This is a genomic window from Rothia sp. HMSC08A08, from assembly GCF_001808385.1.
In the GTDB taxonomy this organism is placed as follows: Bacteria; Actinomycetota; Actinomycetes; order Actinomycetales; family Micrococcaceae; genus Rothia; species Rothia dentocariosa.
In genome coordinates, this window is the sequence record NZ_KV793056.1 from 56968 (window position 1) to 71846 (window position 14879).

Consider the following 14879-nt stretch of genomic DNA (forward strand, 5'->3'; position numbering starts at 1 on the left):
AGCGAGTATCAGTCGCTTATTAACAGCTGTATCGGGCTTAACCGTCCGGGTCTACTAAGACTGCATCTGTTCCGCTAAGGCGCCCCTCGCCGCAGCGAAAAGGTGGGGTCCCGCAGGTGCGGTCTGTTCTTCCGAATTGCTCGCCGGTGATCGCCGGGTCTTTGCAAACATCTACATTCTATGGGGTTTGTAGCTACGGGTGCAAGCTACAAAAAACCCAATTTTTACCCGCTTTCAGACCCTCTGTGACGCATCTCGGGCGTGTCGTAAATGCATGTTTTTACAAATATACTCAATGTTTTCATACACTTTCAGTTGAATATTAACCCTCGACACTAGGTATTGGGGTCATTCTTGCCAGCCTCCACTAAATATGCATTTTTACGTGCTCTGTCAACGAAAAAATTTTCGTTTATCTAGCGTTTATACAGCACATGGGACGTCCTGTTTCTCTGAAGAACACGCCCAGAATGCTGTGGGAAAGTTCACGGGTCTCCCCACATCGATTTCCTTCCTCAATGATGCACTTCTGACATTCCGCGCCAGTTCGGCTCCCTCTGAAATAAGGGGTTATTGAATCTGAAAAACATAAATTTTTAACAGAAGTCGCTAGCCCCTGAATGCTCTGCTCGGGTAAGTGTAGCTCACGTTCTTCATGTGCACGGCAAGCAGAGTCGTCTCGGTTGCTAATTCGGGAAGCCCCAGAATCTCGGAATTCTCCATAGAAAGCAATCCGTTATGTTCTATTAGCAATATTTTTGGGACTATAGAACAAAAATCATTTTTGGGACAATATTTACGTTTCCTGCTAGCTGGAACAAGTGATGGCTTCTAGACTGTATGACATGGAGAAAACCCGCACGCGATCCGCCGGAACACCACTGTTTATTGGAGCCGCTATCGCAGGTTTATTGCACGCTGCACCCAGCTTTTACTGGATGTGCGGCGGGATGTGGCTGTTAGATACCGTGGGGCCGATGGCTGTCGAACTACAGCAAGAGGGTAACGTTCCGGTGCGGTTTTTACTGGCTGCCGTGTTTATCGCCAAAGTTACGGGCGCACTTGTGCCGCTTATAGACCATCTACGACCGCCTGCGCACGCGTGGGTTCGCATTGTTTCTTGGGTGGGCTCTATAGTGCTTATAGGCTGGGGCGGCCGTGGAACTTTTACGGGGTGGCAGCGTGTAGTAACTGGCAAAGCTTCCCTGGATAATCCAATCATCGCGGGACACACCTACTTATGGAGTCCCCTTTTCCTCATTTGGGGACTGCTGCTGTGCGGGGCGCTATTCGTCTCGCGCGCTCGACGCCAGAAAGTGTCGTCAACAGGCTAAAGACCACTCGGCGTATGACCTTAAGAGATGTTGAAGGCATCTGCCACATCGCTACTACATATAACGTTTTGGGTAGAAATGGAGGCTTAAATTCCCTCGGCAGAAAGCTTCTTAATGTATTTGGTTAGTTCAAGGAATGTACAGTCGAGGATTTTTACATAATTATTATCTTCTGGCTCCCCGAAAGTATTTGGGGAGCCAAAAGAACTTTTGAAAATTACTTTAGAGATTTCTGCGGCTAAAACCGTAAGAGTAATGTAGCTAGGCAGCGGAGGAAGAGCTGTTGCCATTTTCAACAAGCTGAGGATATTTTTGCTTCAGATAGGTATTGGTAACGTACTTCCACGATCCACCATCGTATATGGTCACCATGTAGATGTTATCCGCTGTATCTGCTGGCTGGTCTGCCACTTCTTCCTTGCTGAGGTGGGCTTTATAGGCTTCAAACTTTTCACCATAATTCCAAGCAACAGCAACGATATCGGATTCGAATACTACCATAGGCCTTTTATCAAGAATCCAGCACTTGAGGTCGTACCCTTCCATCCAGCCACCACCGTTATAAATGTCACGATACAAGTCAAATTGTGGTCGAAGATTCGGATCATCTTCATGGCTAAGTTTCTTCGCATATTCAGAATTTCCGGTAAGAACCGCGTAAAGGAATGATGCCTCATAGGCGGCAAGAGCCTTATATGAGCCTTCCAGGGTCTTCTGGCGTATGGCATTCTCGTCAATATCAGGTTCGGGAACGTTCTTTGCAGGCTCGGTGTTGGTTGCGGGAGTATAACCGCCTTTATCTTTAGTCGGAAGTTTTATGTCTCCCACATATTTATTCCAGTCAGCAACGAACTTTGCGTACTCTTCCGGTGAGGTCGAGTCGCTGGGTGAACTTGTTGACGAAGCGCTAGAGCTTGAAGAGGATGAGCTGTTGCTCGGCGAGTTTTGAACACTCTTGACGGAGGGGGCGCATCCGGCGAGGGTTGCAATCCCAAAAGCCCCAAAACCAATAAGAGTAGCGCGACGTGAAGGAGTAGAGGTGAAAGTGGTGTATGGCGAATTCATTGGTTTTCTCTTTTCAGTATGCGTATGTTTTTGAGTGATTACTCTGCACCGTAACAACCGCGTCTGAAAAGACCCTGAACTTTCGTACCCACAACCTGAGAGTAGCCTAAAAGTTACAGAACAAAACTCTAAGAATTAGACCTGTAGGTAAATATCGCCGTCTCGCACTTCTAGAGGGTACACACCAATCGTATAGTCAGCCCCTGAGACACACTCACCCGTGGTGAGATCATACACCTCTTTATAAAGGGGCGAGGCGATAGTCGAGTGTCCGTCTTTCTCTCCAACAATGCCGCGAGCAATCACAAGAGACTGACTATTAGGGTCACGATGATCGCATGCATAGTACCCATGCTTAGTTTTAAAGATTGCGTACTGCTGACCTTTGACGAGGGCAACTTCGCCCCAATTTTCTTCGAGTTCACTTTCGGGACAGATGCGAACCCAGGAAGGTGCTACGGCGGCATTTTCAGCCATGACGGCTCTACCTTTCGACAGGTGCTATCTATGCAACCGGTCACAGTCAAGAGCTACATATCAAATCAGCATAGACAGAAGGCGGCATACGAGAGCACAAGTATTTCTTGTGTGTTCTGTTTGGAGTCTACCTTATAAAAACCACAGATAAAAATATGACATACCTAAGCTACTAAAGGTCTGAAAAACCCTTAAAAACACAGCGCTTTAGGGAGTTTAGGCTTACCTAAAACAACAATCCTTAGGGTCAAAAACACCCATTGATCCCTAGATATTTCAAGGAATTTCCTTAAAATTTTTCTCAAAAATACCGATTTTGGCACTTTCGTCGTATAGCCTCTGTGTAAGATAAAAACAGCGACTTTTTACAAGCAAGAATCTGCGTATAAAACAACATAATCCCACACTCTTGTTGTTCTGGCTCAAGGTTTGTTCCCGGTTTTCCTGCATTGCCGGTTCCTAGAGACAGGTCATTCTTTGCTGAAGTCGGTATACACACAACTAGGAAGGACAAATATGTCTCAGAACGGCCCTGGGAACACCGCCCGTAATATTCTGGTCGTCGGTGCAGGACCCGCAGCATGGCGTTTTGTACGCGCTTATCATGAAGGTGCCCAAGACGCTGGACGCGCCTCTGACACCATTACCGTTCTCAATGATGAACCGTATATTCCGTACGACCGCGTTGCTATCGAACAGCTTTTTAAAGATACCGACAAAGACCTTACCCTTGGCGACCCAGCGCTCTGGGACGAGTCCACGATCAACCTGGTTAACAATACCCGTGGCGAATCACTCAACCGTGACTCGCGCGTTGTTAAAGGTTCAGACGGCGTAGACTACCCCTACGATGTGCTTGTCTTCGCTACCGGTTCAAGTGCGGTGCGCATTCCGATTCCTAACGCAGATTGCGCCCATGTATTCCGCACCGCAGACGATGTTAAAAACATGGTCTCCGAAGTTGAACGGTTGCAGACTAAACTTGGGCGCGCACCGCGCGGTATTGTTGTCGGCGGAGGCCTTCTCGGGCTGGAAGCCGCAGAAGGTCTCAAAGACCTTGGTGCCGAACCCACCATCCTCGATGTTGCCCCGTGGCTTCTCTCCGTGGAGGTCGATCAGGGCGGCGGTTACGCGGTCAACGCCCAGATCAAAGCAACCGGGATCGACATCGAAACCGGTGCGTTCATATCCGCTATCAACAAAGATGCCTCAGGCGAGGTTATTTCGGTCTCCGTAGCAGATTCCACCTCGGACGAAGCCGTTATTCACCAGATTGATGCAGACCTCGTGGTCTTCGCTGCAGGTATTCGCCCCAACGATGAGCTGGCACGCGCCGCTGGACTAGAGACTGGCGAACGCGGTGGTATTCTCGTCAATAATGCATGCCACACAAGCGACGAGCATATCTGGGCTATCGGCGAAGTAGCCTGCGTACTTGGACGAACTTGGGGTCTGGTTGCCCCCGCCAACGCGATGGCGGATGCGGTCGCCAAGAATCTGCTCAACGGCAACGAAGATGCTCAGGTCGAAGAATTCGATATCGCCACGAAACTCAAATTCTCAGGCGTACAGGTTGCAGGCTTCGGTGACCGCCGCGGCACCACGGAAGGCTGCCTCGAAATTCTCTTCGCAGACCCCGCGCGCGGCATGTACCAGAAGATCGTGACCAGCGGCGACGCCAAGACTCTCCTCGGCGGCGTTTTCGTGGGAGACACCGCTCCTTTCGATTCCCTCAAGCCGCTGCTGGGACGAGAACTCCCGGCAGAGCCCAATGTGTATCTCACGGCGGCAGGTGGCGGCGACGGCATTCCTGATACAGAGCTGCCTGACGATGCCATTCTCTGCTCGTGCAACAACATTAGCTTCGGCGAAGTCCGTCAGGCAGTGGTTGACGGCAACCACGACGTACCCGCCCTAAAGGCATGCACCACGGCTGGCACCCAGTGCGGCTCCTGTGTGCCCATGCTACAGAAAACCCTCGAACAGCAGATGAAAAAGATGGGTATGACCGTCTCTAAGGCGCTGTGCGAACACTTCGATTTCTCCCGCGCAGAGCTTGCAGAAGCGGTACGCCTTACTAACCTCGACGACTTCGATTCGGTCATTGCACGCTTTGGGCACGGCGGCGACGGCTGTGCTATCTGTAAACCAACGGTCGCATCCATTCTTTCATCTTTCCGCAACTCCTACGTGCTCGATGCCGGTCGCGGCGGCCTACAGGAAACCAACGATCGTGCTCTGGCAAACATGCAGAAGAATGGTACCTATTCGGTTGTGCCGCGCATTCCCGCAGGCGAAATTCCCGCTAAGAAACTGGCCGTTATTGCTGCCGTTGCGGATGAGTTCAACCTCTACGTCAAGATCACCGGTGCGCAACGTATCGGTATGTTTGGCGCCCGATTGGAGCAGCTGCCCTACATTTGGGAGCGGCTGGTTGATGCTGGATTCGAGTCCGGTCAGGCATACGGCAAGTCGCTGCGTAACGTTAAATCCTGCCTCGGCTCAACCTGGTGCCGCTACGGTGTTCAAGACTCGGTGGGTATGGCCGTCGAGCTGGAGAATCGCTACCGTGGTCTGCGTTCACCCCACAAGTTCAAGTTTGGTGTCTCCGGCTGTAACCGTGAATGTGCTGAAGCACAGGGCAAAGACGTGGGCCTGATCGCCACCACCAACGGCTGGAACCTATACCTTGGTGGTAACGGCGGCGCGAACCCCGCGCATGGGCGCTTGTTCGTCAAGGATGCCTCCAGTGAAGAAGTTGTTCGTTACATCGACCGCTACCTCATGTACTACATCCGCACAGCGGATAAGCTACAACGCACTGCCCGATGGCTTGAAGATCTTGACGAAGAGCACGGTGATGGTTTGGCTCATCTGCAATCCGTACTCATCGAAGATTCTTTGGGAGTCTGCGAGGATCTGGAACGAGATATGCAGCGCCACGTGGATTCTTACCAGGACGAATGGGCTGCCACTCTCAAAGACGAACGCCGTCTGCGTCGCTTCCGCGCCTTCATCAACGAGCCCGATGGCAGCGATGAAGCAGCGCACCTGTTTGTTCTTGAACGTGAGCAGATTCGCCCAGCAACGCCCGAGGAAATTGCTGCCGCAGAGAAGGGTGAAGGCAATACCGTGCTGGTGACGGGAGCGAAAATCCCAGTCGGCCCACCCAGCGCGCATAATCCTGTTCCAGCGAACGCATAAGGACCCGCCCATGTCACCTAAAATTCCGCCGTTTCCACCGCGCGAATTTGCGACGATAGATGAGGTTCTAGCCAATATTCCGGCGGGTGTTGCTCAAGACGCGCCTTTAGTTCCAAGCTCCCGGGCAGATGTACCCGGTAAGGTGTACATCGCCGGGGGCGGTCCCGGTGCTCTCGATTTGCTGACTCTACGTGCCGTTCGAGCGCTCGGTGAAGCCGATGTCGTGCTGTTGGATCATTTAGCTCCACAAGAGCTTGCCGAATACGCTCCAAACGCCCTGATCATTGACGTGGGCAAAGTACCCGGTAAGCATGCGGTGCCGCAGTCACGCATCCAGCAACTCATGATTGACTATGCACTCGCGGGCAAAACCGTGGTGCGGCTTAAAGGCGGCGATCCATATGTATACGGTCGCGGTGCTGAGGAGCTAGATGCTTGTTTTGCAGCCGGACTGGATGCTGAGGTTATTCCGGGCATTACTAGCGCTATTGCGGTGCCTGCCCGCGCTTCTATCCCCGTGACTCTGCGTAAAGTATCGTCGATCTTTACTGTAGTTTCGGGCCATTCGGGGCTTGATGAAACCGATATACAAGCTGTTGTTTCAACATTGCGCGCTCATGGTACCGTGGTGCTTCTGATGGGTGTGCGTACTCTGCCGGATACTATCGAGCAGATGATGTCGTGCGGTGTTGAAAGCGATATGCCGTTGGCCACCATTGAGAAGGGCTTCACGAACCAAGAGCGCGTTATCGTCACGACCTTGCAGCAAGTTCCTCAAGACTGCCAAGACGTTAAATCACCTGCTATTACAGTCATTGGTGAGGTCGTCTATTATGCACGCGACGATCGGCATCAGTTCATCAGTCATGTACATGAACGGCTGCGTGAGCAATCCACGTCTTGAGTTCTCTGCCGCTCAGAAACTTGCTCCATAGTGGATTGATTATCCGCTAATTCTGGCGCATACAACGTGGCTTCCGTCTTCGTTTTCCTAGTTGTCGAAGGCGGAAGCCATTTTATATGCTTGACCGTATTTGAGTATTATTCGGCAGAGATGGTCAGCACCTCGTCAAGACGAGATAGAGCGCACTGAGCAATAATGCGTGCGGAGGCAATATCGTGAGAGGATACCAACGGTGCAGCCACTATAGTTGAAGCGCTAACAGCCTCGATATCACGTCTCATCTTTTTGGCAAAAAATCCATCTGCAAGCAGGTACGGGGACGCGAACCTTGGTTGCTCTTGACGAGCTATATCAATTATTGTCGGCTCAATTGCTGCGATAAAAGCGTTTCTGGTAGGTGTGTGAAGAACTTCTGCGAGCAAATCGGCGGCGCGCTGCATATCTGCTCGCCCATCTTGGCGGGATGAACCTGCAGCCCCTTGAACAATCGGTGGTGCGGCAGAACCGGCAGCTATTTTTTCATGCCATCCAATTTCCTCAAGCCGAGTTCGCTGAAGATGGGCAAGCCGCGCATCCGGCCCCAGAGAGGCAGCAATATGAATATCTTTAACTCCGCTGGTACGTGCAGCGCGCCTTAGATCAACCTGGGTGTGAAATCCTGTGGACAGTAGAACCGGCACAATAACACAAGGCTCGTCATCCGGTAAGGCTTGAGCGACTTCATCTACACTCGGTGTCTGAACGTCGACATAAGCTTCGTGAACTTTATATTCTCGCCCGTCAGATGTGCTTCGTTCATGAAGTAGCTTTTGAAGCTCGGCGCGCACGAGGGCAATCGCTTGGCGCCCTTCTGAAGAGTCGGTACCGTGAGAGGTCGCAAGAATATTGAGAACAGACATAGCTCAAGTGTACGCGCCTGAAGAACCCGACTCACCTATAAAGGTAATTACCACCTTATAGAAGGGCATAAAGAATGGGTACCCGTACGATGCGGGCACCCATCCTTGTACCTATTCACAACACACGGAATTCGTGTGCTTCCCTATGTGATAACCTGCGGACTACCGCAGAGGTTCTTATACGTTGTCTTTCTTACGACGACGAGCCGCAACGAGAGCGGTACCTGCCACCAACGTTGAGCCGCCAAGCGTCGTGAAGAGTACAACGCCGTCAGCACCGGTACGAGCCAGGTTACGCTTATTGGCTGAGGTCGTAGCTGCAGAGCTCGAGTTACTGTGCGCATTACCAGTATTGGCGTCCGGTTCAGCTTGTACTGCATCGCCTTCTGCAGATCCGTTCAGAGCAGCTGCACCGCCTTGTCCGCCGTTGTTGTGTCCAGCCTTCTTAGCGCCGGGGCGGGTTGCGGCGACGTTGGCATTGTTATCCTCGCCACCGGGTGCCGGGTGCGAGTCATCAGAAACCATCGCTACTGTGTATGCCTGTACATGTTCTTCACCCTTGGGATTGCTAATCGCGACGATACCGTATGAGTACCCTGGACGCAGCTTTGCAGCTTCGACTTCCAGCTGTGCAGTGAACGAACCATCAACAATTTCTGAGGGTTTCACAAAGACACTCTTGATGGCTTCGCCTTGTGCTTTACCTTCGCTATCCAATTCGAAGATAGTAACTTCAACGCCTTCTGAGACGTGTTCGCCGGTAAAACCAGTACCCCGGACTACAACGACGTTAGTTGCTGCATCGCCAGAGAAGTGTGCGCTATCGACACGCAGCGAAGCCTTATTCGCTACATCCATTGTGGTTTCTTCCGCAGACGATGCAGGGGCAGGAGCTGAAGGAGTTGCGGAGGGGTTAGCAGATGCAGTCTCTGAAGCTTCAGCAGATGCATTGGAAGGGGCTGCACTAGCTGATTCAGAAGCGCTGGGAGCCTCGCTCTTCGCTGTATCAGTGGATGCGCTCGGTGTGGGAGCCGCGGACTCTTGAGGTTTGGGAGTTACTGTCTCTATAGGCTTAGGCGCCGGGGTATTCTCGGTTTGCGCCGGTGCGGCAGTCGAGGCATCCTTCTTACTAGATTCCTGAGGAGCCGGGACCTCACTCGTTACAGTATGAGCAACGCGGCGCTGCTTGAGCTCAACGATGGTACCTGCTACAAGGTGATCTTTACCGCCGGGGTTACTGACAGCAACAATTGCATAGCTCTTATTGCCTTTCAGTCTGCTTGAGCTGACGTTCACAGTGGCGGTAGCAGTACCATCAATGAGTTCTTGGGCAGAGACACGACCGGTTGCAAGAGGGGCGCCTACAGGGCGGCCTTGAGCATTTACTTCCTGAATGCGAACCTCTATAGAGCTACCAACGCGCGGACCGTAGAAACCACTGACACGCACGGTGAAAGGGCTAAATTCGTTATCGGTGTAGATAGTGGCAGAATCAACAGAAACCTTAGGAGCGTTCTGGCGCCCCTCTGAGGTTTCATCACCCTCATTCTCAACCCCGATAACCTTTGTGCCGGGAGTAGCCTTTGAGGTTTTCTCGGTCTGTTCTGGAACGGCAGAGGTTTCAGATGGTTTAGCTTCAGGGGTTGAGGCTGAATCAGTCTCAGAGGCGGTCGGAGATTCGGATTTTACCGGTTTTTCCTGTTCAGGCACCTGTGTAGAGGCCGCAGAAGCGGTTTCCTGAGCACCTGCCGGTTGAGCAGATGCGTTGGAGTTTGCCCAAGGGATAGTCTGAAGCGGCAATGAGGAATTCTCATGCGTCGATTCAGTAGCGGAGGTATCTGAACCGGTCGAACTACCTGCTTCAGATGCAAAAGTAGCAGGAACATAGCTTAACGTTCCTGCTGTAATAACGGTCGCGGCGGCGAGTGCGTAGACACGGGTTGACTTCTTTGGAGCCATGTTTCCCTCTTTGAAGTTATGTGAGTTGAGCTACTGCATATTTCTGTGATGTGAGTGCCAGATTCAGTTACTCATTGACCCATCTCAATTTATCGGTGACGCCCTAACACTAGCATTCGTGAGGGGCTTGCAATGAGAAACTGTACCACCACCCCAAAAGTGTTACCAAATATTTATTTTTACCATTACTTAATCCACGTTAAAATCAGACCAATAGCGCATATATTACGAATATTGGGAGTAAACCTCAGGTTTCTCTTGAAGGAGTAATAAGAACGCCAGATACCGCGTGCGAAACCTTAGTTTTGCACGCGGTATCTGTAGCACCTCTTTAAATATCTACGAAGACCGGATGACCTTGAACTGGCTTGCCTGAGCAAGCGGACGCAAAGTCACATGATCAAGATTGATATGGTGAGGGATATTCAATGCGAAAACTACTGTCTGAGCAACGTCTTCTGCCACCAAAGGGTTCTGTACCCCGGCATATACCTTTTCGGCAGCTTCCACAGACCCCAAGCGGTTCAATGAAAATTCTTCTGTATGCACCATACCCGGGCGAATCTCAATGACGCGCACATTGTGGTCAGCTTCCTCAAGACGCAGAGCCTCGGTAAGTCCCCGAGCACCGAATTTCGCGGCGTTATACCCTGCACCTCCTTCATAACCGCCTTCGGCTGCTGTGGAGGTCAGGTTCAGAATGCTCCCCTGACCTTGAGCCCTCAGTGCGGGAGCAAAGGCACGCACCGTATGTAGAATTCCGAGCACATTCAGGCGGTACATCGCAAGGTAGTCTTCCGGATCTCCATCAGTAACACGATCAAGACCGATCGCTCCCCCAGCGATATTAACCAGCGCATCAAGCTGTAAGTGCTCCGTTATGATCTGCTTTGCAGCTGCGTTTACTGCCGATTCATCAGTAACGTCACAGGTTATAGGATGCGCTCCGGTCTCTGCTTCAAGCGTGCGAAGACGTTCGGTACGGCGAGCAAGCGCATAAACCGTCCATCCGGTAGCCGTTAGCTGTTCAACGGTTGCGCGACCGATGCCACTGGAGGCTCCTGTTACGACGGCAACTTTACCCTCACAAGCGTTGGGGGCAAATGGATTGGCAGGAATACGAGTATTGTCTAGCATCATGAACTTACCTTTCCACGTCGGTGGTGAAAGTCTTATTCATCTATGATGCCATACACAAAATTATCGTATAGAAAGATAGGCAATGCGCGCTAACAGAGTCACACGCGCATCGTACATCTGCGGGATAGCAGACAGCATTATCGATTCTTCCCACTCTCATGAACGCTCACCTTATAAAGGTGCATAACGCAGTACTCTTAGCGTTTCCGCTGGGGAAAACCCCATTTAGAACGTTTACCGTCACGGAAACCCAGACGATGCTCAAAATGGCGAGAGCTGCTGCCCGTCTTCGTAGTATCGGGAGGAACGGTTCCTGCTTTTGCTGACATGAGGTATAAAATTCCCGCTCCCGGCAAGAAAAGCACAAGCGGAAGTATCATATGCAGACGCTCTTCGTTGTATCCGGTTCGCGTTGTTAAATGCCAAACGCAAACCGCAACGATCGCGAGATGAAGAGCAAGTACCGTCATAACAGGAGCTGATATCTCAAACATGGAAGTCCCTTAAAAAGTTTTCCTGTGTGATATTCACCAGTCTACTCTTATGCGGTATCTTGTGATAGGGAATCGAGAGGTAACACACGATGAATAGATAAATACCTCACATAAGGCACGGAAACTACAGATATACCTATGGATCTTTTAGCATTTCGCTCTCGCAGCACACAATGCGATGCTCTCTATACCCGCCGCGAGCAGCTTCGTACTCGGGCCGAGCAAATCCGTGCAAGAACGCGTCGCCCCTGGAGCTCCGATCTACATTTCCTCTTTGGACAGACCTATCGGGACCCAAAGTTCTATCATTATTTTTCGCATCTTCCACGCCGGGAACAGCGCCGTTTTCTCTCCTCGCAACGCGAGCTTATTGCACGAGTTGAGCGTGCATTAGCAGAGTACGAAACACAGGCATATGGTGCGTGATGATACGTTTCTGCGCTATACGGGATATCTATAAACTCACTCATCGTAAAGCGCCAACCTATGCTAGCGATACACCGCCACAGCCCATAAAGTATGAGAAAATAGCCCCTATGGCTGAAAATACTCAGGGCTCAGACTCGCCCGCACAGATTAACGTTCCTGATCGTCCCGCGCTCGAAGGCCTCGAAGACAAACTCTCCGAGCGCTGGGCACAGCAGAAAACCTACGCCTTCGACGAGAACACGACGCGCGAACAGGTCTATTCGATTGATACCCCACCGCCGACCGCGTCCGGCTCGCTCCATGTGGGGCACATGTTCTCCTACACTCAAACCGACGTCATCGCCCGCTACCAGCGTATGAGCGGCAAGAACGTCTTCTATCCTTTGGGCTGGGATGATAACGGTCTGCCCACCGAACGTCGCGTACAAAACTACTACGGTGTATTGTGCGACCCTTCCGTTCCCGATAACCCAGATTTTCGCCAGCTGATTCCGCTCAAGGCCGATGGCTCACCCAAACCCGACCGCAGCCAAGCAAAGTGGCCACGTATTTCACGCAATAACTTCATTGAGCTATGTGAAGAACTCGCTGTTGAAGACGAGAAAGTTTTCGAGCATCTTTTCACAACCCTGGGGCTTTCCGTCGACTGGTCCCATACCTACCGCACCATAGATGCGCATTCACGCAAAGTCTCACAGCTTGCATTCCTCAAAGACCTTGAGGCGGGTAATGCTTATATGGCGGAGGCACCGACTATGTGGGACGTTACCTTCCGAACCGCCGTAGCGCAGGCCGAGCTTGAAGATAAGGAACGCGACGGAGCATACCACCGTATCAGCTTCCACCGCGAAGATGGCGAAAAAGTCTGGATTGAGACTACCCGCCCCGAGCTGTTGCCGTCCTGTGTAGCGTTGGTGGCGCATCCCGATGATGAACGGTATCAGCCGCTCTTCGGAACGAAAGTGACTTCTCCTCTATTCGGCGTTGAGGTCGAGGTGATGGCGCATCCGCTGGCTCAGCCCGATAAAGGGGCTGGCATCGCCATGATCTGTACCTTCGGTGATACCACCGACGTTACCTGGTGGCGTGAATTGCAGCTTCCAACCCGAGCCCTCATCGGGCGTGACGGCCGTTTCTCCCGCGAGACTCCCGAATGGATTACCTCTGCCGAAGGCCGCGAACGCTACGAGCGCATGGCGGGCACCACCGTCTTTACCGGTCAGAAGACCGTAGTCGAAATGCTTGTTGAAACTGGCGAGATGGAGGGTGAGCCGAAAAAGATTAAACACCCCGTCAAGTTCTATGAGAAGGGCGATAAGCCTCTTGAGATCGTGGCTTCACGCCAGTGGTATATTCGCAACGGTGGTCGCGACGCCGAGCGCCGCGAAAAGCTTATTGAGCGCGGACGCGAAATCAACTGGGTTCCCGCCTTTATGCGCAGCCGCTACGAAAACTGGGTGGAAGGTCTTAACGGCGACTGGCTGATCTCCCGTCAGCGTTTCTTCGGCGTTCCGTTCCCGCTCTGGTACCCGCTTGATGCCGAGGGTGAGCCGGATTGTGAGAACCCGATTCTGCCGGCTGAGGATATGCTTCCGGTGGATCCGGCCTCGCAAGCTGCCCCCGGATATTCGGAAGACCAGCGTGGTGTACCTGGCGGATTTATTGCCGATCCAGATGTTCTCGATACCTGGGCTACTTCTTCACTCACCCCGCAAATTGCAACCGGCTGGGCTACAGATCCTGAACTGCACGCGAAGACCTTCCCGATGGACCTTCGCCCGCAGGGACACGATATTATTCGTACCTGGCTCTTCTCCACCACCGTACGCGCCGAGACCCTTGCATCCTCTGTACCTTGGTATAACACCGCACTGTCGGGATGGATTCTTGACCCCGACCGCAAGAAAATGTCGAAGTCTAAGGGCAATGTTGTTGTCCCGCACGATGTACTCGATAAATACGGTTCGGATGCGGTACGCTACTGGGCAGCCTCGGCCCGCTTGGGCGCTGATACCGCTTATGACGAAGGTCAGATGAAGATCGGCCGCCGCCTGGCGATTAAACTTCTCAACGCCTCAAAGTTCGTGCTGAATTTGGGTGCTACTGAGAAATCGGTGATTACCTCGCAGTCTCAGGGGCAGGTGCTTACCAACGCGCTGGATCGCTCCTTGCTTGTGCGTTTGGCGTACCTCATTGAGGAAGCAACTGCTGCTTTCGAGAAATACGAATACGCTCGTGCCCTCCAGATTGCAGAGAGTTTCTTCTGGTCTTTCACCGATGATTTCGTGGAACTCATTAAAGACCGCGCCTACGGCGCTCGTGGCGAGACCGAGCAGGCTTCTGTGCTGGCGGCTCTCGCCACCACTCTGGATGCGCTTCTGCGGCTCTTCGCGCCTTTCCTGCCGTTTGTGACCGAAGAGATTTGGTCGTGGTGGCGTGCGGGCAGCGTGCACCGCGCATCCTGGCCACAGGCTCTGCCGGTTCTTGAAGGTGCATTATTGGCGGAGTATGCAGCAAACAACCCAACAGACGGTATTTCGGCACAGTGGGTACTTGCTGATGTGAACCCCGCCCAGATTGAGAACCTCAAGCAGGTCCTCCCCGATGTCGCAGAAGCACTCGGCGGTCTGCGTAAGGCGAAGAGTGACGCAAAGGTTAAGCAGCGTACCGAGGTTGAATCTGCTACGATTGCCGCCTCTCAGGAGCAGCTGGAGCGCATCCAGTCTGGTCTTGAGGATTTGCGGGCGGCAGGCAACGCTCGCGAGGTTTCTCTGGTACCTTCGGAAGGAGAACTTGAAGTTCGTGACGTAGTGCTTGTTGTGGGAGAAGCTGCCGAGTAGTCTCTCTAGAACAGCCACGTTCTCACGTTGTTTCTGGATATGCCGCATGGCATAGACTCCGTGCTGGAGCGAAGAATTAGGTTCTTCGCTCCAGCATTTTTTTATACGGTGGGGAACGGTTCAGCGAAACGACG

At 52.3% G+C, this 14879-nt stretch carries 10 protein-coding genes; 4 read left to right on the top strand and 6 right to left on the bottom strand.

The window, feature by feature from the left end:
- The first annotated feature begins 845 nt into the window (after positions 1-845).
- Positions 846-1334 (top strand): DUF3995 domain-containing protein, encoded by a 489-nt coding sequence (locus HMPREF3164_RS00875; RefSeq protein WP_048755326.1) that lies wholly within the window; start codon positions 846-848, stop codon positions 1332-1334.
- 261 nt (positions 1335-1595) lie between these two features.
- Here the strand turns inward: HMPREF3164_RS00875 and HMPREF3164_RS00880 are convergent, their stop codons facing one another.
- A complete protein-coding gene (locus HMPREF3164_RS00880) occupies positions 1596-2399 on the bottom strand; it encodes a DUF6318 family protein (RefSeq protein WP_141744089.1) in 804 nt (267 codons plus the stop codon).
- 135 nt (positions 2400-2534) lie between these two features.
- Positions 2535-2876 carry a nitrite reductase small subunit NirD gene (nirD, locus tag HMPREF3164_RS00885; protein WP_070448485.1) on the bottom strand — a complete coding sequence of 114 codons (342 nt, stop codon included), beginning with the start codon at positions 2874-2876 and terminating at the stop codon, positions 2535-2537.
- A 516-nt stretch (positions 2877-3392) separates the two neighbouring features.
- On the opposite strand from nirD, the gene nirB reads away from it, so the two are divergent.
- Positions 3393-6080 (top strand): nitrite reductase large subunit NirB, encoded by a 2688-nt coding sequence (gene nirB, locus HMPREF3164_RS00890; RefSeq protein WP_070448486.1) that lies wholly within the window; start codon positions 3393-3395, stop codon positions 6078-6080.
- 10 nt (positions 6081-6090) lie between these two features.
- The gene (gene cobA, locus HMPREF3164_RS00895; protein ID WP_070448487.1) at positions 6091-6984 is read left to right on the top strand and encodes a uroporphyrinogen-III C-methyltransferase; all 894 of its coding nucleotides are present in this window, start codon (positions 6091-6093) and stop codon (positions 6982-6984) included.
- A gap of 137 nt (positions 6985-7121) precedes the next feature.
- Here cobA and HMPREF3164_RS00900 read toward each other — a convergent pair whose 3' ends face one another.
- From HMPREF3164_RS00900 to HMPREF3164_RS00915, 4 genes are all read right to left on the bottom strand, one after another.
- The gene (locus HMPREF3164_RS00900) at positions 7122-7883 is read right to left on the bottom strand and encodes a sirohydrochlorin chelatase (RefSeq protein ID WP_004004834.1); all 762 of its coding nucleotides are present in this window, start codon (positions 7881-7883) and stop codon (positions 7122-7124) included.
- A 177-nt stretch (positions 7884-8060) separates the two neighbouring features.
- Positions 8061-9842 carry an LPXTG cell wall anchor domain-containing protein gene (locus HMPREF3164_RS00905; protein ID WP_070448488.1) on the bottom strand — a complete coding sequence of 594 codons (1782 nt, stop codon included), beginning with the start codon at positions 9840-9842 and terminating at the stop codon, positions 8061-8063.
- 339 nt (positions 9843-10181) lie between these two features.
- Positions 10182-10979 carry an SDR family oxidoreductase gene (locus HMPREF3164_RS00910; protein ID WP_070448591.1) on the bottom strand — a complete coding sequence of 266 codons (798 nt, stop codon included), beginning with the start codon at positions 10977-10979 and terminating at the stop codon, positions 10182-10184.
- Between the two features lie 200 nt (positions 10980-11179).
- A complete protein-coding gene (locus HMPREF3164_RS00915; RefSeq protein ID WP_037230985.1) occupies positions 11180-11476 on the bottom strand; it encodes a hypothetical protein in 297 nt (98 codons plus the stop codon).
- Positions 11477-12012: 536 nt separating this feature from the next.
- Between HMPREF3164_RS00915 and valS the strand changes: the two genes are divergently transcribed.
- Positions 12013-14745: a valine--tRNA ligase gene (valS, locus tag HMPREF3164_RS00925; protein WP_070448489.1), complete on the top strand. Its 2733-nt coding sequence runs from the start codon at positions 12013-12015 to the stop codon at positions 14743-14745.
- Positions 14746-14879 lie beyond the last annotated feature (134 nt).

Coding starts and splice junctions, on each gene's coding strand:
- valS (WP_070448489.1), top strand. CDS start 12,013: ATGGCTGAAAATACTCAGGGCTCAGACTCGCCCGCACAGATTAACGTT.
- HMPREF3164_RS00875 (WP_048755326.1), top strand. CDS start 846: ATGGAGAAAACCCGCACGCGATCCGCCGGAACACCACTGTTTATTGGA.
- HMPREF3164_RS00900 (WP_004004834.1), bottom strand. CDS start 7,883: ATGTCTGTTCTCAATATTCTTGCGACCTCTCACGGTACCGACTCTTCA.
- cobA (WP_070448487.1), top strand. CDS start 6,091: ATGTCACCTAAAATTCCGCCGTTTCCACCGCGCGAATTTGCGACGATA.
- HMPREF3164_RS00910 (WP_070448591.1), bottom strand. CDS start 10,979: ATGCTAGACAATACTCGTATTCCTGCCAATCCATTTGCCCCCAACGCT.
- HMPREF3164_RS00905 (WP_070448488.1), bottom strand. CDS start 9,842: ATGGCTCCAAAGAAGTCAACCCGTGTCTACGCACTCGCCGCCGCGACC.
- HMPREF3164_RS00880 (WP_141744089.1), bottom strand. CDS start 2,399: ATGAATTCGCCATACACCACTTTCACCTCTACTCCTTCACGTCGCGCT.
- nirB (WP_070448486.1), top strand. CDS start 3,393: ATGTCTCAGAACGGCCCTGGGAACACCGCCCGTAATATTCTGGTCGTC.
- nirD (WP_070448485.1), bottom strand. CDS start 2,876: ATGGCTGAAAATGCCGCCGTAGCACCTTCCTGGGTTCGCATCTGTCCC.
- HMPREF3164_RS00915 (WP_037230985.1), bottom strand. CDS start 11,476: ATGTTTGAGATATCAGCTCCTGTTATGACGGTACTTGCTCTTCATCTC.